Annotated in this window: 16 protein-coding genes; 6 read left to right on the forward strand and 10 right to left on the reverse strand. The window is 68.7% G+C overall.

The window, feature by feature from the left end:
- The first annotated feature begins 67 nt into the window (after positions 1 to 67).
- Positions 68 to 1,207: a PilT/PilU family type 4a pilus ATPase gene (locus ACOQFR_RS05130; protein ID WP_421379260.1), complete on the forward strand. Its 1,140-nt coding sequence runs from the start codon at positions 68 to 70 to the stop codon at positions 1,205 to 1,207.
- On the opposite strand, the gene maiA is transcribed toward ACOQFR_RS05130, so the two are convergent.
- From maiA to hppD, 5 genes are all read right to left on the reverse strand, one after another.
- Positions 1,201 to 1,878, reverse strand: a complete 678-nt coding sequence (maiA, locus tag ACOQFR_RS05135; protein WP_421379262.1) for a maleylacetoacetate isomerase — start codon at positions 1,876 to 1,878, stop codon at positions 1,201 to 1,203. The genes ACOQFR_RS05130 and maiA overlap by 7 nt on opposite strands.
- A gap of 151 nt (positions 1,879 to 2,029) precedes the next feature.
- Positions 2,030 to 3,025 (reverse strand): fumarylacetoacetate hydrolase family protein, encoded by a 996-nt coding sequence (locus tag ACOQFR_RS05140; protein WP_421379264.1) that lies wholly within the window; start codon positions 3,023 to 3,025, stop codon positions 2,030 to 2,032.
- A gap of 60 nt (positions 3,026 to 3,085) precedes the next feature.
- Complete coding sequence (locus ACOQFR_RS05145) at positions 3,086 to 3,754, reverse strand: hypothetical protein (RefSeq protein ID WP_421379266.1); 669 nt, start codon at positions 3,752 to 3,754, stop codon at positions 3,086 to 3,088.
- Positions 3,754 to 5,049 carry a homogentisate 1,2-dioxygenase gene (hmgA, locus tag ACOQFR_RS05150; RefSeq protein WP_421379268.1) on the reverse strand — a complete coding sequence of 432 codons (1,296 nt, stop codon included), beginning with the start codon at positions 5,047 to 5,049 and terminating at the stop codon, positions 3,754 to 3,756. Before hmgA ends, ACOQFR_RS05145 begins: the two co-directional genes overlap by 1 nt.
- Before the next feature lie 141 nt (positions 5,050 to 5,190).
- Positions 5,191 to 6,291 (reverse strand): 4-hydroxyphenylpyruvate dioxygenase, encoded by a 1,101-nt coding sequence (gene hppD, locus ACOQFR_RS05155; protein ID WP_421379270.1) that lies wholly within the window; start codon positions 6,289 to 6,291, stop codon positions 5,191 to 5,193.
- 105 nt (positions 6,292 to 6,396) lie between these two features.
- On the opposite strand from hppD, the gene ACOQFR_RS05160 reads away from it, so the two are divergent.
- Complete coding sequence (locus tag ACOQFR_RS05160) at positions 6,397 to 6,852, forward strand: MarR family winged helix-turn-helix transcriptional regulator (RefSeq protein WP_421379272.1); 456 nt, start codon at positions 6,397 to 6,399, stop codon at positions 6,850 to 6,852.
- Positions 6,853 to 6,969: 117 nt separating this feature from the next.
- The gene (locus ACOQFR_RS05165; protein ID WP_421379275.1) at positions 6,970 to 8,223 is read left to right on the forward strand and encodes a threonine synthase; all 1,254 of its coding nucleotides are present in this window, start codon (positions 6,970 to 6,972) and stop codon (positions 8,221 to 8,223) included.
- A 38-nt stretch (positions 8,224 to 8,261) separates the two neighbouring features.
- On the opposite strand, the gene ACOQFR_RS05170 is transcribed toward ACOQFR_RS05165, so the two are convergent.
- The 5 genes from ACOQFR_RS05170 to ACOQFR_RS05190 form a co-directional block, all read right to left on the reverse strand.
- Positions 8,262 to 9,578, reverse strand: a complete 1,317-nt coding sequence (locus tag ACOQFR_RS05170) for an MFS transporter (RefSeq protein WP_421379277.1) — start codon at positions 9,576 to 9,578, stop codon at positions 8,262 to 8,264.
- A gap of 120 nt (positions 9,579 to 9,698) precedes the next feature.
- Entirely contained in the window at positions 9,699 to 11,207 is a 1,509-nt protein-coding gene (locus tag ACOQFR_RS05175; protein WP_421379279.1) for a peptide MFS transporter, read from the reverse strand.
- 126 nt (positions 11,208 to 11,333) lie between these two features.
- Entirely contained in the window at positions 11,334 to 12,581 is a 1,248-nt protein-coding gene (locus tag ACOQFR_RS05180) for a DUF819 domain-containing protein (RefSeq protein ID WP_421379281.1), read from the reverse strand.
- Between the two features lie 90 nt (positions 12,582 to 12,671).
- Positions 12,672 to 14,267 carry an AbgT family transporter gene (locus ACOQFR_RS05185; RefSeq protein ID WP_421379283.1) on the reverse strand — a complete coding sequence of 532 codons (1,596 nt, stop codon included), beginning with the start codon at positions 14,265 to 14,267 and terminating at the stop codon, positions 12,672 to 12,674.
- Positions 14,268 to 14,332: 65 nt separating this feature from the next.
- On the reverse strand, positions 14,333 to 15,193 hold the full coding sequence (locus ACOQFR_RS05190; protein ID WP_421379285.1) for a tryptophan 2,3-dioxygenase: 861 nt from the start codon (positions 15,191 to 15,193) through the stop codon (positions 14,333 to 14,335).
- Positions 15,194 to 15,348: 155 nt separating this feature from the next.
- Between ACOQFR_RS05190 and ACOQFR_RS05195 the strand changes: the two genes are divergently transcribed.
- The 3 genes from ACOQFR_RS05195 (at position 15,349) to ACOQFR_RS05205 (ending at position 21,107) form a co-directional block, all read left to right on the forward strand.
- Complete coding sequence (locus ACOQFR_RS05195; RefSeq protein ID WP_421379287.1) at positions 15,349 to 18,939, forward strand: lamin tail domain-containing protein; 3,591 nt, start codon at positions 15,349 to 15,351, stop codon at positions 18,937 to 18,939.
- A 112-nt stretch (positions 18,940 to 19,051) separates the two neighbouring features.
- On the forward strand, positions 19,052 to 20,125 hold the full coding sequence (gene pdhA, locus ACOQFR_RS05200; protein ID WP_421379289.1) for a pyruvate dehydrogenase (acetyl-transferring) E1 component subunit alpha: 1,074 nt from the start codon (positions 19,052 to 19,054) through the stop codon (positions 20,123 to 20,125).
- Position 20,126: 1 nt separating this feature from the next.
- Positions 20,127 to 21,107: an alpha-ketoacid dehydrogenase subunit beta gene (locus ACOQFR_RS05205; protein WP_421379291.1), complete on the forward strand. Its 981-nt coding sequence runs from the start codon at positions 20,127 to 20,129 to the stop codon at positions 21,105 to 21,107.
- Positions 21,108 to 21,110 lie beyond the last annotated feature (3 nt).

The raw sequence follows: 21,110 nt of genomic DNA on the forward strand, positions 1-21,110 counted from the left end.
CGCACGTCATTGTAGCCGCCCAGGCCCACCCAACGGTGGCGATGCAGGGGAATCCAAGGATACGCACATGGACATCGGCTATTTCCTGAAGCTGATGACGGAGAAGAACGCGTCGGACATGTTCCTGACCACCGGCGCTCCCGTCTACATCAAGGTCGAAGGCAAGCTCTACCCCCTCGGCAACACCGGCCTGCCGGCCGGCATGGTCAAGAAGATCGCCTATTCGCTGATGGACGAGGGCCAGGTCCCGGCCTTCGAGCGCGACCTGGAATACAACATGGCCATCGCCGTGAAGGACACCGGGCGCTTCCGCGTCAACGTGTTCAAGCAGCGCGGCGAAGTGGGCATGGTCATCCGCGCCATCAAGTCCGAGATCCCCAGCATCGACCAGCTGCGCCTGCCGGCCGTGCTCAAGGACATCGTGATGGAGCAGCGCGGCCTGGTCCTGGTGGTCGGCTCGACCGGCTCGGGCAAGTCCACCACCCTGGCGGCCATGATCGACCACCGCAACACCAACAACACCGGCCACATCCTCACCATCGAGGACCCGATCGAATTCCTGCACAAGCACAAGAAGTCGATCGTGAACCAGCGCGAGGTCGGCCTGGACACCCACGCCTTCCACAACGCGCTCAAGAACGCGATGCGCGAGGCACCGGACGTCATCCTGATCGGCGAGATCCTGGACGCGGTGACCATGGAATCGGCGATCGCCTTCGCCGAGACCGGTCACCTGTGCATGGCCACCCTGCACTCCAACAACGCCGACCAGACCCTGGACCGCATCCTGAACTTCTTCCCGGAAACGGCGCACAAGAACGTGCTGATGAACCTGGCCCTGAACCTGAAGGCCATCATTTCCCAGCGCCTGGTGGTCGGCAAGGACGGCAAGCGCCTGCCCGCCGCCGAGATCCTGATCAACACGCCGATGATCCGCGACCTCATCCGCCGCGGCGAGGTGCACGAGATCAAGGAAGCAATGGACAAGTCGCTGCAGGAAGGCATGCAGACCTTCGACCAGTCGCTGTTCCGCATGTACAAGGAAGGCAAGGTCGAACTGGAGGAGGCGCTGCGCAAGGCCGACTCGCGCGATGGCTTGGCCCTGAAGATCCGCCTGTCGGAAGGTGCAAGCGGCGAACACGATCCCTACGCCGACATGTACGGCGGCGGCGGCCCCGGCGGCGAGACCACCTCGCAGACCTACTGACCGGCGGCGCCCTCGGGCGCGTCGGGCTGGTTTTCCGGCCGGGCCTGCTGGAACGCGTCCAGCGCCAGGCAGGCCTGGGTGATGCGGCGGATGGTGTGGTGCGACGACAGGTCCACGCCGAAGCGCTCGGCGTTGTAGACCTGCGGCACCAGGCAGCAGTCGGCCATCGTCGGCTGCTCGCCGTCGCAGAAGGTGCCGGTGGACGGGTTGTCCACCAGGGTGTCCTCCACCGCGTCCAGGCCCAGCTTGATCCAGTGCCGGGTCCAGGTGTCGCGCTCGGCCTGCGGCACGTTCCAGGTCTTTTCGAAGAATTGCATCACCCGCAGGTTGTTCAGCGGATGGATGTCGCAGGCGACCATCTGCGCGATCGCGCGCACGCGCTGGCGGTCGCGGGCGATGGCCGGCATCAGCGGCGGGCTGGGCCAGGTCTCGTCCAGGTATTCGATGATGGACATCGACTGCCGCAGGATGCGGTTGCCGTGCAGCAGCACCGGCACCAGCTCCTGCGGGTTGAGGTCGTTGAAGGGCGCCGCGTGCTGCTCGCCACCGTCGCGCAGCAGGTGCACCGGCAGGGTCTCGTAGGCGATGCCCTTGAGATTGAGGGCGATGCGGACGCGGTAGGCGGCGCTGGAGCGCCAGTACGAATACAGGCGGATCGAACCCGGGTTCATGCGCCCTGCTCCCTTCCCTCGGTGTCGCGGCCCGGCTGATGCGCCAGGTCTAGTGGCCCCAGCATACGCCGGGGCGGCCGCGATGGTCACGCCCTGCCCGGCCGGCCGGCCGGTCGGGCGGATGCGCAGGCCCGCTGGGCGGGTCGCCGCCTCAGGCCTGGGCGATGCGCTGCTCGATGGCGCCGAAGATGCTGGCGCCGCCGGCGTCGAGCATTTCGATGCGCACGGTATCGCCAAAGCGCATGAAGGGCGTGCTGGGCTTGCCGTCGCGCAGGGTCTCGACCGTGCGCAGCTCGGCGAAGCAGGACGCACCCTTGCCGGTGTCCTCGTTGGCCACCGTGCCCGAGCCCACGATCGTGCCGGCCGACAGCGGCCGCGTGCGGGCCGCGTGCGCGACCAGCTGGGCGAAGTTGAACTGCATGTCCACGCCGGCCTCGGGCGCGCCGAACCAGGCGCCGTTGATGTGGGTCAGCAGCGGCAGGTGCACCTTGTCGTCGCGCCAGGCCGCGCCCAGTTCGTCGGGCGTCACGAACACCGGGCTCAGGGCCGAACGCGGCTTGGACTGCAGGAAGCCGAAGCCCTTGGCCAGCTCGCCGGGGATCAGGTGGCGCAGCGAGACGTCGTTCACCAGGCCCACCAGCTGGATGTGGCCCGAGGCCTGCGCCGGCGTCGCGCCCTGCGGCACGTCGTCGGTGACGATCACCACTTCGGCCTCCAGGTCGATGCCGTAGGCCTCGTCCGCCACCAGCACCGGGTCGCGCGGGCCGTAGAAGCCGGCGCTGACCGCCTGGTACATCAGCGGGTCGGTGTAGAAACTTTCCGGCACCTCGGCGCCGCGCGCCTTGCGCACCCGGGCCACGTGCGGCAGGTAGGCGCTGCCGTCGACGAACTCGTAGGCGCGCGGCAGCGGCGAGGCGAAAGCAGTGAAGTCCACCGCGAACACCGGTTCGCCGTTGATGGTCTCGGCGGCGCTGCCCTGCAGGGCTTCGTACAGGCCGTTGAGGCGCGGCGCCGTGTTGGACCAGTCCTCGAGCGCGCGCTGCAGGGTCGGCGCGATGCCGGTGGCGCGCACGGCGCGGCGGAGGTCCTTCGACACCACGATCAGCGTGCCGTCGCGGCCGCCTTCCTTCAACGATGCAAGCTTCATCTTTGTCCTGTCACGAATGGAATGGAGGGCCTGCGCGCAAGGCAGGCCCGGGGACCGGGCTCAGCCGCAGCCTTCGACGTAGTACACCTGGGGCGGCACGCCGATGTGCCAGCGCCGCACCAGGCCCTCGGGACCGACATCGAACACCAGGCGGGCGTCGCCGCCGCCCTCGGGCGACACCACCAGCATCAGGCTGGCGGGCTCGTACTTGTGCGGCTGTTCCTCGATGCGGCCGGCGAACTTCGCCCGCACGGCATCGGCACGCGCGCCGACCGCGATGTCGCCCGGCGCCACGTGCAGGGGCAGGTCGACGTCGTAGCGCGCGAACTTGCCGTCTTCCATCAGGAAGGTGATGCCGCGGCCGCCTTCGGGGCGCGGGTCCATGAACAGCAGGTAGCAGGTCGCGCCTTCGGCCGGCGTGCCGGCTTCCAGCGGACGGCCCCAGGACATGCGCACCGCCTCCTCGTTTGCGCCGAATTTCGCCGGGCCGAAGCCTTCGAAGTTGATGACCTCGGGGTCGTTCACCGCCGTGGTGGCGGGCGCGGCGCCGGGCTCGGCCGCCGGTACGTCGGCGGGCGCATCGGCCGGTGCGGCAGGCTCGGCCGGGCCGGGGGCCTCGGCCGCCGGCGTGGCCGGCGCCGCGGCCTGGCTTTCGGCGGGCTCGGGCTGGCGGCAGGCGGACACGACCAGTACGGCCAGGGCAAGCGTGGGCAGCATCAGGCGATTCATCAGCGGTGCTCCGGAGTGAAGTGGCGGGCCAGCCCCTGCCAGCAATGCGCATAGTCGGCCTGGCGCTGCGGCGCGTCCAGCGCCTGGCGGGTGGGCCGCAGCACATGGCGGGTTTCGAACATGAAGGCCATGGTGTCCCGGATCACGTCGGGCTTGGACAGGTCGGCCTTCGTGGCCTTGTCGAAGGTGGCCGCGTCGGGTCCGTGGCCGCTCATCGAGTTGTGCAGCGAGGCGCCGCCGGGCACGAAACCTTCGGCCTTGGCGTCGTAGGCGCCGTGCACCAGGCCCATGAACTCGCTGGCGATGTTGCGGTGGAACCACGGCGGCCGGAACGTGTCCTGCGCCACCAGCCAGCGCGGCGGGAAGATCACGAAGTCCAGGTTGCTCACGCCGGGCGTGTCGCTGGGCGAATGCAGCACCAGGAAGATCGAGGGGTCCGGATGGTCGTGGCTGATCGAGCCGATGGTGTTGAAGCGGCGCAGGTCGTATTTGCTCGGCGTGTAGTTGCCGTGCCAGGCCACCACGTCCAGCGGGCAATGGCCCAGGTCGGCGCGCCACAGATTGCCCTGGAACTTCGCGACCAGTTCGAACGCACCCTCGCGGTCTTCGTAGGCCGCGACCGGCGCCAGGAAGTCGCGCGGATTCGCCAGGCCGTTGCTGCCGATCGGACCCAGGTCGGGCAGCTGCAGCATGGCGCCGAAGTTCTCGCAGACGTAGCCGCGCGCCTCGCCGTCGGGCAGCGCGACGCTGAAGCGGACACCGCGCGGGATCACTGCGATTTCCTGCGGCTCCACCTCGAGCACGCCCATCTCGGTGGCGATGCGCAGCCGGCCCTGCTGCGGGACGATCAGCAGCTCGCCGTCGGCGTCGTAGAAGTAACGTCCGTCCATGTCCTTGTTGGCGGCGTAGACGTGGATGCCGGCGCCGCTGCCGGCGGCGGGTCCGCCGTTGCCGGCCATCGTGAACAGGCCGTCGAGCCAGTCGGTGGGCGTGGCCGGCATCGGCCGCGGACTCCAGCGCAGCTGCTCGGGCGTGACCGGGCCGGCGCCGAACTCCGAATGGAAGTCCGGATGCGGCAGGGGCTGGAACGTTCCGTGCAGCGCCGCAGGCCGGATCCGGTACAGCCAGCTGCGCCGGTTCACCGCACGCGGCGCCGTGAACGCGGTGCCCGAGATCTGTTCGGCATACAGCCCGTACGGCGCCCGCTGCGGCGAGTTACGCCCCACCGGCAGCGCCCCGGGCAGCGCCTCGGTCGCGAACTCGTTGCCAAACCCGGACTGGTAATTCAGCGCCATTTCGTCGATCCCGTCGAAAAAACATTTGCCACGGATTCACGCGGATGTACACGGATAAAACAGCGGATGATCGGGATAGGATCGACGCACTGCGCCTTCGTTTTATCCGCGTTCATCCGCGTGAATCCGTGGCCAATTTGTTTACAGCACGCCGCGGCGCATCTGGTCGCGTTCGATGGATTCGAACAGGGCCTGGAAGTTGCCCTCGCCGAAACCCTCGTTGCCCTTGCGCTGGATGATCTCGAAGAAGATCGGGCCGATCGCGTTCTGGGTGAAGATCTGCAGCAGCTTGCGCTGCTTGGTTTCCAGGTCGGCGTCGATCAGGATCTTGTTGGCGCGCAGGCGCGGCACGTCTTCGCCATGGTTGGGCACGCGCTGGTCGATCACGTCGAAGTAGGTGTCGGGCGTGTCCAGGAACTCCACGCCGGCCGCACGCATGGCTTCCACCGTCGCGTAGATGTCGTCGGAGAAGCAGGCGATGTGCTGGATGCCCTCGCCCTGGTAGGCGTCCAGGTACTCGTTGATCTGGCTCTTGGGATCGCTGGATTCGTTGAGCGGGATGCGCACGATGCCGTCGGGCGCGGTCATGGCTTTCGACACCAGGCCGGTCTTGGCGCCCTTGATGTCGAAGTAGCGGATCTCGCGGAAGTTGAACAGGCGCTCGTAGTAGTCGCTCCACTTCTGCATGTTGCCGAAGTAGAGGTTGTGGGTCAGGTGGTCGATGAAGGTCAGGCCGAAGCCGGCCGGGTTCGGGTCCGCGCCGGGAATGGCGACGTAGTCGGCCGCGTAGGCGTCCTGGCCCGAGGGCACCAGGTACAGCATGCAGTCGCCGATGCCCTTCACCGCCGGCACGCCGATCACGCCGGTGCCCGGCTTGTGGTCGATGGCTTCGCCGCCGTTGCCTTTCACGGTCTCGAAGACCCTGGACACCGGCTCGGTGAACCGGATCGCGAAGCCGCAGGCCGAGGGGCCGTGCTTGGCGGCGAAGTCGGCCGCGAAGCTGTCGGGATCCTCGTTGACGATGAAGTTCACGCCGCCCTGGCGGTACACGGTGATCGGCCGCGACTTGTGCTGCAGCACCGCGGTGAAGCCCATGCGCTGGAACAGGCCGCGCAGCAACACGCCCTGCCCGGCCGGCGCGGCGAACTCGACGAACTCGAAGCCGTCGATGCCCATCGGGTTGGCGAACGTGGTGGGCTGCATGCCCAGGTTGGGGGCGTGGGTCTGGGGCTGGGCGCTCATCGCGTCCTCCTTGGCTGGGTGGCGTGTGGCCGGGACGGGGTGGCTTGTGGAAAGCCTGCCGACGTTATAGTTTCAACTGAAACCATTTGCAAGGCGCGGCGCCACATGCCCGAGCGGGACATCCTGGACCTGGAACATTTCCTGCCCTACCGGCTGTCGGTGCTGTCCAACCGCATCAGCCAGGACATCGCGCGGCTGTACGCCGACCGGTTCGGGCTGGGGATCACGGAATGGCGGGTGCTGGCGGTGCTCGGCCGGCACTCGGAGGTCTCGGCCCGCGAGGTGGCCGAACGCACGGCCATGGACAAGGTGGCCGTGAGCCGGGCCATCGCCTCGCTGCAGGCCGCGGGCCGGATCGAACGCGACACCCACGGCCACGACCGGCGCCGGTCCTGCCTGCGCCTGAGCCCCGCCGGCGCCGCCGTCTACGCCGAAGTGGCGCCCCTGGCCCTGGCCTACCAGCGCCGCCTGCTCGAAGGCCTGGCCGAAGACGAACGCGCCGCCCTGGACCGCCTCCTCACCCGCATGATGGAACTGGAGCTCGCAACCCGACCAGCGTGAAAAGAAAACATACCAGAAGAAAACATACCCGGTATGTTTTCATGCGGCGTGAGACTGTCTCATCGAGAAAGAAAACATACCTGGTATGTTTTCTTGAGCGACGGCCGGGGAGGGGACATGGGATATCTACGCTGCCTGCAGGGCATCGGGTCGGGGGTCGAGTATCCGGCGGATGCGGTGATGAACCTGGATCCGGTCGATGGGCGTCCCGTGCAGATGGTGCTCGACCTTGAACGGCTGGGCCGCGACAAACCCGCTGCCGCCTGGTACGACCCTACCCGCCGGGACATGTGGCGTTTCGGCGCCCTGATGCCGCTCGACATCACCGACGCCCGGGACGCGCGCCACATCGTGGCGCTTGGCGAAGGCCACACGCCGCTGCTCGACTACACCGACCACCCGATCGCCCGCGCGGCGAACCTGAGGCTGCAGCTCAAGGACGAAGGCAAGGCCTGGCCCGGCTACGGCGCCAATCCGACCCAGAGCTTCAAGGATCGCGGCATGGCCATGGTGGTCGCGATGGCGCGCCGCCACGGCCTGAAGCAGCTTGCCGTCCCGACCCAGGGCAACGCAGGCGACTCCCTGGTCCGCTACGGCCTTGCGGGCGGCCTCGACGTCGTGGTCGCGATGCCCGATGACACGCCGATGCCGATCCTGGGCCAGCTGGCAGCCATGACCCACCTGCATCCCGGCCGCATTCGCCTGGAACTGGTGAAAGGCACCATCCGTGAAGCCGCGGCGCTGCTCAAGGCGCGCTACTGGCCGGAGGGCTGGTTCAACGTGGCCACGTTCCAGGAGCCCGGCTGGCGGATCGAAGGCAAGAAGTCCCTGGGACTTGAGATGGCGGAGCCGGCGCCGGGAGAGACTCGATGGTCGCTGCCCGACGCCATCGTCTACCCCACCGGGGGAGGCACCGGCGTGCTGGGCATGTGGAAGGCCTTCGACGAACTGCAGGCCCTGGGCCTGGTCGATGACCGGCGCCCGCGCATGATCTGCATCCAGAGCGAGGTCACCACGCCGCTGGTGCGCGCCTTCGACGCCGGGCAGGCGGACACGCACGCCCAGCCCCAGACCGGACCCACGATTTCCACCGGGCTCAACGTACCCGCGGGCGTGGGCCACTTCCGCGTGCTGCAGATCATCCGTGCCAGCGGCGGCGCGGCGGTGGCGGTCCAGGAAGCCGAGACCGCGCGCGAGCTGTCGCGCGTGTGGCGCGAACGCCGCGAGTGGATATCGCCCGAGGGCGCCGCCTGCCTGGCGGCGCTGCCGCAGTTGCTCGACCGCGGCCTGATCCGCCCGCGCGAACGCGTGGTCGCCGTCAATACCGGCTCGCTCGAAAAGTACCTGACGGACCTGCGGCAGTACCTCTGAGCGGCGCGCGCCTGGGCGGCGCGCCGTCCAGTCTGCGCTCAGGAGCGGCCGGTGACGGATTCCAGCCCGTGCGCGCCGGGACCGGTCTCGGCCTTCCAGAGCCGCCAGGCGAAGTAGAGGCCGAGAAGCGCCAGCCCGGTGTAGAACCACATGCCCGGCGCGTAGCCGGCGGTATTTTCCGGGCCGGCCAGGTAGCGGTCGTTGAGCCAGCCGATCACCAGCGGCACGATCGCCCAGCCGATCTGCTGGCAGAAGGTCATCAGCGCATACGCCGAGCCCAGCCGCCGCTCGTCCACGATGTAGGCCACCGAGGGCCACATCACCGCGGGAATCAGCGAGAACACGCCGCCGAACAGCAGGATGCACACCAGCAGCGTCAGCGGCAACTCGACGCCCAGCAGGGCAATGGCCGGCCCCGGCGGCAGGTAGGTCACCGCCAGGAACAGCGGCAGCATCACCAGCGACCCCGCGGCCATGAACAGCGAGCGCCGCCCCACCCGGTCCACCCACAGCCCGAACAGCGGCGTGGCGATGATGGCCGCGAACGGCAGCAGGCTGCTGAGGATGCCGGCGGCTTCGCGCGACAGGCCGTGCGCCTGCTGGAAGTAGTCGATTGCGAACGAACGGAACGGAAACACCGTCGAGTAGAACACCACGCACAGCGCCACGATGTACCAGTACGACGGACTGAACCGGTACAGGTTCTTCAGCTCGAGCTTGTCCGTGCTGCCCGCAGCGCCGAGGTCGAAACGGCCCTCGGCGCGCTTCTCCATCAGGAAATACAGGAAGGCCGCGCCCAGGCCCGCGCTCATCACGCCGGTGGCCAGCCACAGCGGGTCGTGCCAGTTCGAGTACAGCGGGCTGGCAAACGAGGTCGACCAGTCGGTGGAGGCCGAGCCCAGGCGCGAGATCGACAGGTTCAGGCCGAACGCGAAGCTCAGCTCCTTGCCCTTGAACCACTTCGCCAGCACCGCGGTGACCGCGACGATCAGCGGTTCGGCGCCCAGGCCCAGCAGGAAGCGGCCCGCCAGCAGCGACGAGTAGTTCTGCGCTGCCGCCGTGACCACCGCAGCCACCACGCACACCGCCGCGAACACGACGATGGCCCGCCGCGCGCCGAAGCGGTCGATCACGTAACCGCCGGCGAGCAGCACCAGCAGCGCGGCGATGTTGTAGGCGGTGGAGAGCCGGCCGATCTGGCCGTAGTCCAGCCCTTCCTGCTCCCGCAGCAGGTCCACCACGGGGTTGAGCGCGTCGTAGGCGTAGTAGTTGCCGAACATCGCCAGGCTGGCGAAGACCAGGGCGGCCCAGCGCCAGGCGGGCGTGGGGCGGGGCAGTGTGGCGACGGTGTTCATCGGGATCGTCCTGCGGTCTCGTGGCGTCCGGCGGCGCCGGCGGCGACCCGGGAAAGCAACTCCTGAAACAACGCGGCCCGGGAATCCCGGGCCGCGCGGCGGTATGTGGACGCCCGGCGCTTACTTCACGCCGTGCATCAGTTTCTGGATCAGCGGCGCGATCAGGAACAGCAGCACGCCCGGGATGACCAGCGCCCAGAAGCCGAACGTGTAGCCCGACAGCGCCGACGCCACGCTCATCCCGCCTTCGCCGCTGACGTGGCTTGCGAAGATGCCCGACAGGTTGTTGCCGATCGCGGTCGACAGGAACCAGCCGCCCATGCCGAAGCCGATCAGGCGCACCGGCGCCAGCTTGGTTACCATGGACAGACCGATCGGCGACAGGCACAGCTCGCCCACCGACTGGATCACATAGACCATGAACAGGGTCCAGAACGGGATCTTCAGCGTCTCGGGATCCACCATGCTCGACAGCGCGAGCATCAGCAGCAGGAACGCCAGGCCGTTGAAGATCAGGCCCAGGCCGAACTTGCGCGGGATGGACGGATTGTGCCGGCCCATCCTCACCCACAGCCAGGCAAGGACAGGCGCCAGGGTGATGATCGCCAGCGAATTCACCGACTGGAACCAGCCGACCGGGAAGATCCAGCCGCCCAGGTCGCGGTCGACGATGTTCTGCGCCAGGAAGTTGAACGAGCTGCCGGCCTGTTCGAAGAAGCACCAGAACAGAACGTTGAACACGAAGATGATGAGCATGGCGATGGCCATGTCGCGCCGCACTGCGCCGTCCTTGAAGCCTTCGCGCAGGATCAGTACGCACAGGACGACGAACAGCGCCGACAGGATCCACTGCAGCGCGCCGGCACCGATCGAAAGCAGGAAGTACACCACCGGGATCGCAAGCAACGCGAGCACCGCGGTCACCAGCACCCGGCCCTTGCCCTCGGCGCCCGGCATCGGCCGGCCCACGCCCTGCAGCTGGCTGCGGCCGAACCAGAACCAGATCAGGCTGATCACCATGCCGATGCCCGAGACCAGGAAAACGACCTTGTAGGCCGGCATGTCGGAGTTGCCGCCCATGATGCGCTCGGCCAGAAGGCCGGTCAGCCAGGGCGCCAGCATCGCGCCGAGGTTGATGCCCATGTAGAACAGGGTGAAGCCGGAATCGCGGCGATCGTCGCCGGTGGCATACAGCTGGCCAACCATGGTCGAGATGTTGGGCTTGAACAGGCCGTTGCCAACGATGATCGTGGCCAGGCCCAGTTTGAACAGCTGCTCGTCCGGCAACATGATCAGGAACAGGCCGGTGGCCATGATCACCGCGCCCAGCAGGATCGATCGCTGGTATCCGATCACCTTGTCGGCGACGTACCCGCCGAACAGTGCGGCCGCATACACCAGGGCCAGATAGGCACCGTAGAGCCGGCTGGCCGGCGCTTCGCCCGCACTGTCGCCGGCGTAGAACTGCGCAACGATGTACAGGGCCAGGGCCCAGCGCATGCCGTAGAACGCAAAGCGCTCCCAGAACTCCGTCATGAACAGCATCCACAGCGGCTTGGGATGGCCGAGCAGCTGCGGGTACTGCGGGATCGGTGCGCCCGTATCGGACGTGGTGGCGGCGCCGCTCATGCGGTCTCTCCCCTGGTTTCTAGTTGATTGGTATGGGTTTTTGACGACCGCGGGCCGGCAGAAGCGGCGTCGCGAGGCCCCGAAGGTGTACCCGCTGCGCCCGGGCGAGTCAATCCGGGCCGGGGCTCAGGCCCCGGCCAGCGTCTTGAGCATCAGGCCCACCAGGTACGCCAGATAGGTGCCGGTGGCGTAGCCCACGGTGCCCAGCAGTACGCCCACCGGCGCCAGCGAGGGGTGGAAGGCCGCCGCCACCACCGGCGCGGAAGCCGCTGCGCCGATGTTGCCCTGCGAGCCGATCGCGAAATAGAACAGCGGCACCTTCGCCAGCCGCGCCACCACCCACAGCACCAGGATATGCGTGCCCATCCAGATCGCGCCCAGCAGGAACAGCCAAGGCCGGTCCAGCAGCGCCAGCAGGTCCATCTGCATGCCGATGCAGGCGATCAGGAAATACAGCATCACCGAACCCAGCTTGGAGGCGCCGGCGCTTTCGATGCGGCGCGCGCGCGTGAAGCTCAGCGCCAGGCCCAGCGAGGTCGAGATCACCACCACCCAGACGAAGGCGGAGTCGAGGCTGAACTGGCTGGCCCACGACACGTTGCCCGCGAACCAGCCCGCCAGCGGCACCGCCAGTGCATGCGCCAGACCGACGCCGCCGAAGGCGATCGCCACGATCACCATCAGGTCGGTCAGGCTGGGAATGCGCGCATTGGCGGCTTCGAAGGCGGCGATGCGCGCCTTCATCTCGTCCAGCGCGCGGGTGTCCACGCCGCGGCGCCGGTCGATGTCTTCCGATCGCCCCGCCAGGTACAGCAGCACCGCCATCCACAGGCTGGCCACCGCCACGTCCACCACCGCGAACTGGCCGAAGGTGGTGGCGTCCACGTCCCACACCTCGCGCATCGCCACCATGTTGGCGCCGCCGCCGATCCAGCTGCCGGCCAGCGCCGACATGCCGGCCCAGGTGTCGCCCGACACGGTTTCCGGATGGATCACGCCCATCGCCAGGAAGGCTACGGGCGCACCGATCACCACGCCCAGCGTGCCCGCGCAGAACACCAGCAGCAGCTTGGGCCCGAGCTTGATGATGCCCGGCAGGTCGATGGACAGCGTGAGCAGGATCAGCGCGGCCGGCAGCAGCACGTCGCGCGCCACCGGGTTGTAGAGCTTGGTGGCGTGGCCGTCGATCAGCCCGGTGGTGTTGTAGATGGCCGGGATGAAGTAGCACAGCAGCAGCGCCGGTACCACCTTGAAGACCCGCTTGAGGAAGGGCGTGGGGCCGCTGGCGGCCCAGAAGATCGCGCCCAGGGTGGCGGCGATGAGTCCCAGCAGGACGATGTCGTTGGTGATCAGGGCGCTGGAGGCAGGCGGCATGGTCATCTCGGCGGCAGGAAAGTCCCGAGTATGCCAGCGGCGCCGCGCCGGATCAGTCCCGCGCGGCGCCTCGGTTCAACCGGCCCGGCCTCAGCGCGCCGGCACGTACTCGTAGCTGGCACCCACGCCCAGCGGCAGTTCCAGGGCCCAGAAGCCGAGCAGGAACAGCGTCCACGACACCAGCAGGGCGACCGAGAACGGCAGCATCAGCGCCACCAGCGTGCCGATGCCGCTGGACTTCACGTAGCGCTGGCAGAACACCACGATCAGCGGGAAATACGGCATCAGCGGCGTGATGATGTTGGACGAGGAATCGCCCACGCGGTAGGCCGCCTGGGTCAGGTCGGGCGATACGCCCAGCTCCATCAGCATCGGCACCATCACCGCGCCGATCAGCGCCCACTTGGCCGAGGCCGAGCCGATCAGCAGATTCACCGCCGCCGTGAGGCCGACGATGCCCACCAGCGTGACGCCCAGCGGCAGGCCCAGCGCCCGCAGGCCGTTGGCGCCCTCGATCGCGATCAGCGCGCCGAGGTTGGACTGCCCAAAGGCATAGATGAACTGCGCGCAGAAGAACGCCATCACGATGTAGTAGCCCATGCCCGACATGGACTTGGCCATGCCCTGGACCACGTCGCGATGCGTCTTCACGCTGCCCGAGGCCACGCCGTAGACCACGCCCGGCACCAGGAAGAACACCAGGATCAGCGGCACGATCGACTGCATCAGCGGCGCCTGCGAGACCAGCAGGTTGCTCTGCCCGTCCAGCACCGGCGTGCCAGGGGGCGCGCGCCACGGCGACGTCTCCGGCAGCAGCGTGACCACGAACAGCGCGGCCACCACGGCCATCGCCAGCACCGCCCAGCGCAGGCCCCGGCGCTCGCCCTCGGTCAGCGGATCCAGCGTCGGCATCTGCGACGGATCGCCGTCCACCGGCACCGAGCGCAGGCGCGGTTCGATCACCCGGTCGGTGAGGAACCAGCCCACCAGGATGATCAGCAGGCTCGAGGCACTGGTGAAGAAATAGTTGTTCAGCGGGTTGACCACCACCGACGGATCGGTGAGCTGGGCCGCGGCCTGCGACAGGCCCGACAGCAGCGGGTCGAGGCTGCTGGGCACCAGGAAGGTGGCCGAGAAGCCGCCGGATACGCCCGCGAAAGCCGCCGCGATGCCGGCCAGCGGATGCCGCCCCGCCGCGTAGAAGATCACACCGCCCAGCGGGATCACCAGCACGTAGCCGGCGTCCACCGCCACGTGGCTGAGGATGCCCACCGCGATCAGCGCGGGCGTGAGCAGCATGCGCGGCGTCACCACCAGCGCCGCGCGCAGCGCCGCGGAAATGAAGCCGGTGTGCTCGGCCACGCCCAGGCCCAGCATCGCCACCAGCACCACGCCCAGCGGCGGAAAGGTTACGAACGTATTCACCATCGCGGCCATGAAGCCGGTGAGCGAGGCGCCCGACAGCAGGTTGCGCACTTCGATGGCGCTGCCGGTGCGCGGGTCGATCGCGTCGAAGCGCACGCCCGACAGCGCCCACGACACGATCCACACCACCACCATCAGCAGCAGGAACAGGATGGCGGGGTCCGGCAGCTTGTTGCCGACGCGTTCGACGCCATCCAGCAGGCGGGTCAGCAGGCTGCGGGGCGCGGTGGCCTCGGGCGCGGCGGCGGTGTCGGTCGGCATGCGTTCTCCAAGGGACAGGGCTGGCCGGCAAGCCTAGCAAACGTGCGCGCGGAACCTGCGTGAACTCAGTCCGGCTGGCCCAGCACCGTGCGCACTTCAAACAGTTCCGGGAAGAAGGTCAGGTCCAGCGCCTGTTTCAGGAAGCCCACGCCGGAACTGCCGCCGGTGCCGCGTCGGAAGCCGATGATGCGTTCCACCGTCTTCATGTGCCTGAACCGCCACAGCTGGAAACTGACCTCCACGTCCACCAGCTGTTCGCAGGTGGCATAGGCCTCCCAGTGCGTGTCGGTGTCCTCGTAGATGCGCTTGAACACCGGGATCAGGCCGGGTTCGCGCACGTGCGGCAGCGACCAGTCGCGCTCCACGCAGGCCGCCGGCACCGCGTGGCCGTGCCGGTGCAGGTAGCGCAGGAATTCGTCGTAAAGGCTGGGCGCATGCAGGGCGGCGGTCAGCTCGGCATGGCCGGCCGCATCGTGCGAGAACACCGCCACCATGTCGGCGTTCTTGTTGCCCAGCAGGAACTCCAGCAGGCGGTACTGCAGCGACTGGAAGCCCGAGGCCGGGCCCAGCACTTCGCGGAAGGCCAGGTAGTCGGCCGGCGTCAGCGTCTCCAGCACCGACCACTGTTCGTACAGCTGGCGCTGCACCTGCTTCACCCGCGCCAGGATCTTCTGCATCGGGTCGAGCTGGTCGCGCTGCAGGCAGGCGATGGCCGCGCGCAGCTCGTGGATCACCAGCTTCATCCACAGCTCGGCCACGTGGTGCTGCACGATGAACAGCATCTCGTCGTGGTGGGCCGGGCTGGACAGGGGCTTCTGGGCCGACAGCAGGGTGTCGAGCTGCAGGTAGCCGCCGTAGCTGAGCCGGTCCCGCAGGTCGGTGGTGATGCCCTGCTCGAGGGCGCGCTGGTTGGGGGGCTGGGTCATGGAGGCAGGCCGGGGTTGGGGCGCGCGGAAGTCTGTCACGCGCACGAAGCAATTTCCGATATAAAGTCGCGATTCTGTCACAGCGGCCGGACCGGGGACCCCCCGGGGGGTCCGGGCCGCCCGACAGCCCCGTTCCCACTTTCCAGGTATCCGCCATGCGCCATCCGCGCCTGCTCGCCCTACTCGCCTGTTCCCTGCTCGCCGCGTCGGCGTCTTCCGTCTCGGCCCAGGTGGTCATCAGCCAGGCCTACGGCGGGGGTGGCAACGCCGGCGCACCGTTCACGCACGACTTCGTCGAACTGTTCAACCGCGGCACCCAGGACGTCTCGCTGGGCGGCAAGTCGCTGCAGTACGCCAGCGCCACCGGCAACTTCACCAATATCGCCGTGCTGCCCACCGCCACGCTGCAGCCCGGCCAGTATTTCCTGGTGCAGCTGGCCAGCGGCGCCAACGGCGTCGCCCTGCCGGTCAGCCCCGACGCCACCGGCGGCCTGAACCTGGCGGGTGCGAGCGGCAAGATCGCCTTCGTCAATGGCATCACGGCGCTGGGCTGCGGCGGCACCACCGCCTGCACCACGCCGCAGCTGGAACTGTTCCTGGACCGCGTGAGCTTCGGCACCGCCGGCTTTGGCGAAGGCGGTGTGTCCGCGCCCGTGCTGAGCAACAGCACGGCGGCGCTGCGCGCAGGCGCCGGCTGCACCGATACCGACAACAACGGCAGCGACTTCACTGCTGTCACGCCTGCGCCCCGCAACAGCGGCTCCACCTTCAATCCCTGCGGCGGCGGCACCGACCCCGAGCCGCCGGAGGGCAGCGGCAGCGCCAGCCCGGCTTCGCTGGCCGTCGGCGACAACACCCTGCTCACCGTCGCGGTGGTCGCCGGCATCAATCCCGCCAGCACCGGCATCACGGTGCAGGCCGACCTGTCGGCGATCGGCGGCAGCGCCACCCAGGCCTTCTTCGACGACGGCAGCAACGGCGACGTCACGCCGGGCGACCTGACCTTCAGCTACGCCACTCCGGTGGCGGTGGGCACGGGCGCGGGCGCCAAGTCGCTGCCCTTCACCGTGGCCGATGCCGAGGCGCGCAGCAGCACCGGCAACATCGCCCTGTCCGTGGTCGCGCGTGTCGCCATCCACGACATCCAGGGTGCCGGGCGCCAGTCGCCGCTGGTCAATGCCGAGGTGATCACCGAGGGCATCGTCACCGCGGTGCGCGGCAGCGGTTTCTACCTGCAGTCCGACCCGTCGGAAGTGGACGCCGACCCGGCCACGTCCCAGGGCATCCTCGTGTTCACCAGCGCACCGCCGCCGGCGGCCGCCGCGGTGGGCAACCGCGTTGCCGTGGCCGGTCGCGTGGTCGAGTTCACCTCCGGCAGCAACCCCAACCAGCTCTCGCTGACCGAAATCACCGCGCCCAGCGTCAGCCTGGTCTCCACCGGCAACCCGCTGCCGCCGGCGGTGCAGATCGACGCCACCCAGGCCAACGCGGCCAGCCCGGTGGACAACCTGGAGCGTTACGAAGGCATGCGCGTGGCGATCGCCAGCCTCACCACCACCGCGGGCGACGAAGGCCTGATTGACGAGAACGACGCCACCTCGACCGCCGACGGCGATTTCTGGGGCGTGGTCACCGGCGTGGCCCGCCCGTTCCGGGAGCCGGGCATCGGCGTGCTCGACGTCACCCCGATTCCCGGCGGCAAGTCGCCGCCGCGCTTCGACACCAATCCCGAGCGCATCCGCGTCCAGAGCACCGGCCAGGTCGGCGCACCGGTGATCGCGGTGGACGCGGGCGCCACCATCACCGGCCTGGAGGGCGTGCTCGACTACGGCTTCGGCGCCTACACGCTGTATCCGGACCCGGGCGCGAGCGTGGTCGTCACCGGCGGCGTGCTGCCCACGGCCGTGTCCGATGCGCTGCCGGATGAAGTCACCATCGCCGGCTTCAACCTGCTTCGCTTCTACGACGACGTGAACGACGCCGGCGGCGACGTGGCGCTGACCACGCTGGCCTTCGAGCGCCGCCTGCGCAAGACCGCCGACGCCATCTGCACCTACGTGCGCACGCCCGACATCCTGGGCGTGGTGGAAGTGGAGAACCTCAACGCGCTCAACCGCCTGGCCCAGGCCATCAACAGCAACATCCCCGGCAGCTGCACGCGCAACCCGCAGTACGTGGCCTACCTGGAAGAAGGCAACGACGTCGGCAAGATCAACATCGGCTACCTGGTGAGCACCGCCGAAGTGCGCGCGGGCGTGCCGCGCGTGGTGGTGCAGGAAGTGGTGCAGTACGGCAAGGCCGAGGTGGACACCAACCCCAACGGCAGCACCAGCCTGATGCACGACCGCCCGCCGCTGCTGCTGCGCGCCGAGGTGAATGCCGCCAACGGCGGCGTCTACCCCGTGACCGTGATCGGCAACCACCTGCGCTCGCTCAATGGCGTCAATTCCACCGATCCCGGCTCCAACGGCTGGTCCACCGACGGCGCCCGCATCCGCGCCAAGCGCGCTTCGCAGGCGCGCTACACGGCGCAACTGGTGCAGGACCGCCAGACCCAGTTCCCGGACGAGCACCTGGTGCTGCTGGGCGACTTCAACGCCTTCGAGTACAGCGACGGCTATGCCGACGTGATGGGCATCATCACCGGCCGCGAGGCCGCGGAACCGGAGGTCCTGAACTACGTGGACAGCCCGGTGACGACGCCGCTGACCAACATGACCACGCTGTCGGCGGCCGCGGACCGCTATTCCTACGTGTTCGAAGGCAACCTGCAGACCCTGGACCACATCGTGGTCAACCAGGCCCTGCTCGACGACGTGCCCGGCGCGCGCACCGAACATGCGCGCATCAATGCCGAATTCGGCGGCGACAACTACGGCGACGACAGCGTGGCGATCCGCGTTTCCGACCACGACCCGGTAGTGCTGTACCTGCCGGCCGATGCGCTGCGCAGCGCCGACCTTTCGGTGGATGCGCAGGCCCCGGCCTCGCCGGTGCGCGCCGGCGATCCGCTGCCGCTGAACGTGGTGCTGGCCAATGCCGGCCCCTCGGCCGCACTGGACGTGATCGTGCGCCTCACCGTGGGCGCCGAGGCGGCCGACATCACCCTGGTGGCGCCGGCAGGCTTCACCTGCGTGGCCGGTGCCGCGGGCGAGCTGTCGCAGGCTTACGACTGCGCCGCCGATGACGTGGCCGTGGGCGACGCGGAGTTCGGGATCACCGTCGCCACCACTGCGGCGGAAGCGGGCCGCAGCGTCACGCTTTCGGCGCAGGTGGAGTCGGCCACGGCGGATCCGTCGGCGGCCAACAACAGCGACAGCGTGACGTCCGAGCTGGCCGGCCCGGAAGCGGACCTGGTCCTGGCCTGGGTGGATGGCCCGGGCGCCGTCACCTCGCGCCGCAACTTCACGCTGGGCATGGACGTGCGCAACAACGGTGCGGAAGCCGCGGCCTCACCGCGCGTGGCGCTGACCCTGGTGGCCAGCAAGACCAAGTTCAGCCCCGAACCGCCCACGGGCTGGACCTGCGAACTGACCGGCGAAGAGGGCTTCACGGTCCGCTTCCTGTGCAGCTACGACGGCGAGTTCGCTGCCGGCCGCAGCGATCGCCTGCAGTTCAACGTCCGCCCGTCCACCAGCACCCTGATCACGGCGGGCGCCGCGGTCAGCAGCAGCACGGGCGATCCGGACCCGGACAATAACGACGACGCCCTGGTGGTGCTGGTGATGTACCGCAGCACGCAGTGAATACGCCGCCGTAGGTTCAGGGAAAAACGCGGCCCCGGCCACGTTTTTCTTTTGCGGCTTGCTTTGACGCGGGGTGGCTGCTATCAAACCCTCCTGCCTGGGAGGGCCACTGATGGCAACCGTTGCCACCTTCGAAATCGAATACCTGCAATACCTGGGCCAGGACGGGCGCCTCGTGCGCGACGACCTGCCCGAGTTCGCGCGCGACCGCCGCAACCTGGTCGAGCTGTTCAAGCAGATGCTGTACGTGCGCACCTTCGACACCAAGTCGGTGGCGCTGCAGCGCACCGGCAAGCTGGGCACCTATGCAAGTTGCCTGGGCCACGAGGCCGCGCACATCGGCATCGGCAGCGCCATGCAGTACGACGACGTGTTTGCGCCCTCCTACCGCGAGTACGGCGCCCAGATCGTGCGCGGCGTGAAGCCGCGCGACATCCTGATGTACTGGGGCGGCGACGAGCGCGGCAACGATTTCGCGGGCCCGCCGCATGATTATTCCTGGTGCGTGCCGATCGGCACCCAGTGCCTGCACGCCGCCGGCGCGGCGCTGGCCTTCAAGCTGCGCGGCGAACCGCGGGTGGCGGTCACCTGCGTGGGCGACGGCGGCAGCTCCAAGACCGACACCTACGCCGCCATCAATTCGGCCGGCGCCTACACCCTGCCCTTCGTGCTGTGCATCATCAACAACCAGTGGGCGATCTCGGTGCCGCGCAAGTCGCAGACCGGCGCCAAGACCCTGGCCCAGAAGGGCCTGGCCGGCGGGCTGGACTGCGTGCAGGTGGACGGCAACGACATCATCGCCGTGCGCGCCGCGATGGACCATGCCATCAAGCGCGCGCGCAACGGCCACGGCGGCAGCGTGCTCGAGCTGGTCACCTACCGCCTGTCCGACCACACCACCGCCGACGATGCGCGCCGCTACCGCGACGACGCCGAGGTGAAGTCCGCGTGGGAACGCGAACCGATGTCGCGCCTGCGCACCTTCCTGATCAGCGAAGGCGTGTGGAGCGAGTCCGAAGAGGCCGCGTGGAAGGAAGAATGCGGCAAGCGCGTGGACGAGGAGGTCAACGCCTACCTCGAGACCAAGGTGCAGCCGGTGGAGGCGATGTTCGATTATCTCTACGCCGAACTGCCGGCCGACCTGCAGGCGCAGCGCGCCGATGCGCTGAAGTGGGAGGGCCGCTGAGATGGCCGCCATCACCCTGATCGAGGCGATCACCCAGGCCCTGGCCTGGGAAATGAAGCACGACGAGACCGTGCTGGTGCTGGGCGAGGACGTTGGCGTCAACGGCGGCGTGTTCCGCGCCACCGCCGGCCTGCAGCAGCAGTTCGGCGACCAGCGCGTGCTGGACACGCCGCTGGACGAAACCACCATCGCCGGCCTCACGGTCGGCCTGGCCACCCAGGGCATGAAGCCGGTGGCCGAAGCGCAGTTCGATGGCTTCATGTACCCGATGGTGGACCACATCGTCTGCCACGCCGCGCGCTTCCGCTACCGCACGCGCGGCCGCATGACCTGCCCGATGGTGCTGCGCGTGCCCTGGGGCGGCGGCATCCGCGCGCCCGAGCACCATTCCGAGGCCAACGAGTCCATCTTCACCAACGTGCCCGGCCTTCGCGTGGTCATGCCCTCCTCGCCGCAGCGCGCCTACGGCCTGCTGCTGGCGGCGATCCGCGACCCGGACCCGGTCATCTTCTTCGAGCCCAAGCGCATCTACCGCCAGTACAAGGAAGAGGTGCCCGACGACGGCGAGGCGCTGCCGCTGGACGTGTGCTTCGTGCTGCGCGACGGCAGCGACGTCACCCTGGTCAGCTGGGGCGCGCAGGTGAAGGAAACCCTGGAGGCCGCCGAAGCGCTGGCCGCCGAGGGCATCAGCGCCGAGGTGATCGACGTGGCCACGCTCAAGCCGCTGGACTTCGACACCATCCGCGAATCGGTGGCCAAGACCGGCCGCTGCGTGATCGTGCACGAGGCCGCCAAGACCGCCGGCTTCGGCGCCGAGATCGCCGCGCGCCTGGCCGAGGAGTCGATGTACGACCTGGTGGCGCCGGTGGAGCGCGTCACCGGCTACGACACGCACATCCCGCTGTTCCGGCTGGAGATGAAATACCTGCCCAGCGTGGAAAAGATTGTCGCGGCCAGCAAGCGCGCGGTCGCCGCGGGCTGAGCC

The sequence above is a fragment of the Arenimonas sp. MALMAid1274 genome (assembly GCF_049195245.1).
Lineage (GTDB): Bacteria > Pseudomonadota > Gammaproteobacteria > Xanthomonadales > Xanthomonadaceae > Arenimonas.

What these genes read in the sequence shown, in the direction of transcription:
- ACOQFR_RS05130 (WP_421379260.1), top strand. Translation starts at nt 68, where the DNA reads ATGGACATCGGCTATTTCCTGAAGCTGATGACGGAGAAGAACGCGTCG.
- maiA (WP_421379262.1), bottom strand. Translation starts at nt 1,878, where the DNA reads ATGAACCCGGGTTCGATCCGCCTGTATTCGTACTGGCGCTCCAGCGCC.
- ACOQFR_RS05140 (WP_421379264.1), bottom strand. Translation starts at nt 3,025, where the DNA reads ATGAAGCTTGCATCGTTGAAGGAAGGCGGCCGCGACGGCACGCTGATC.
- ACOQFR_RS05145 (WP_421379266.1), bottom strand. Translation starts at nt 3,754, where the DNA reads ATGAATCGCCTGATGCTGCCCACGCTTGCCCTGGCCGTACTGGTCGTG.
- hmgA (WP_421379268.1), bottom strand. Translation starts at nt 5,049, where the DNA reads ATGGCGCTGAATTACCAGTCCGGGTTTGGCAACGAGTTCGCGACCGAG.
- hppD (WP_421379270.1), bottom strand. Translation starts at nt 6,291, where the DNA reads ATGAGCGCCCAGCCCCAGACCCACGCCCCCAACCTGGGCATGCAGCCC.
- ACOQFR_RS05160 (WP_421379272.1), top strand. Translation starts at nt 6,397, where the DNA reads ATGCCCGAGCGGGACATCCTGGACCTGGAACATTTCCTGCCCTACCGG.
- ACOQFR_RS05165 (WP_421379275.1), top strand. Translation starts at nt 6,970, where the DNA reads ATGGGATATCTACGCTGCCTGCAGGGCATCGGGTCGGGGGTCGAGTAT.
- ACOQFR_RS05170 (WP_421379277.1), bottom strand. Translation starts at nt 9,578, where the DNA reads ATGAACACCGTCGCCACACTGCCCCGCCCCACGCCCGCCTGGCGCTGG.
- ACOQFR_RS05175 (WP_421379279.1), bottom strand. Translation starts at nt 11,207, where the DNA reads ATGAGCGGCGCCGCCACCACGTCCGATACGGGCGCACCGATCCCGCAG.
- ACOQFR_RS05180 (WP_421379281.1), bottom strand. Translation starts at nt 12,581, where the DNA reads ATGCCGCCTGCCTCCAGCGCCCTGATCACCAACGACATCGTCCTGCTG.
- ACOQFR_RS05185 (WP_421379283.1), bottom strand. Translation starts at nt 14,267, where the DNA reads ATGCCGACCGACACCGCCGCCGCGCCCGAGGCCACCGCGCCCCGCAGC.
- ACOQFR_RS05190 (WP_421379285.1), bottom strand. Translation starts at nt 15,193, where the DNA reads ATGACCCAGCCCCCCAACCAGCGCGCCCTCGAGCAGGGCATCACCACC.
- ACOQFR_RS05195 (WP_421379287.1), top strand. Translation starts at nt 15,349, where the DNA reads ATGCGCCATCCGCGCCTGCTCGCCCTACTCGCCTGTTCCCTGCTCGCC.
- pdhA (WP_421379289.1), top strand. Translation starts at nt 19,052, where the DNA reads ATGGCAACCGTTGCCACCTTCGAAATCGAATACCTGCAATACCTGGGC.
- ACOQFR_RS05205 (WP_421379291.1), top strand. Translation starts at nt 20,127, where the DNA reads ATGGCCGCCATCACCCTGATCGAGGCGATCACCCAGGCCCTGGCCTGG.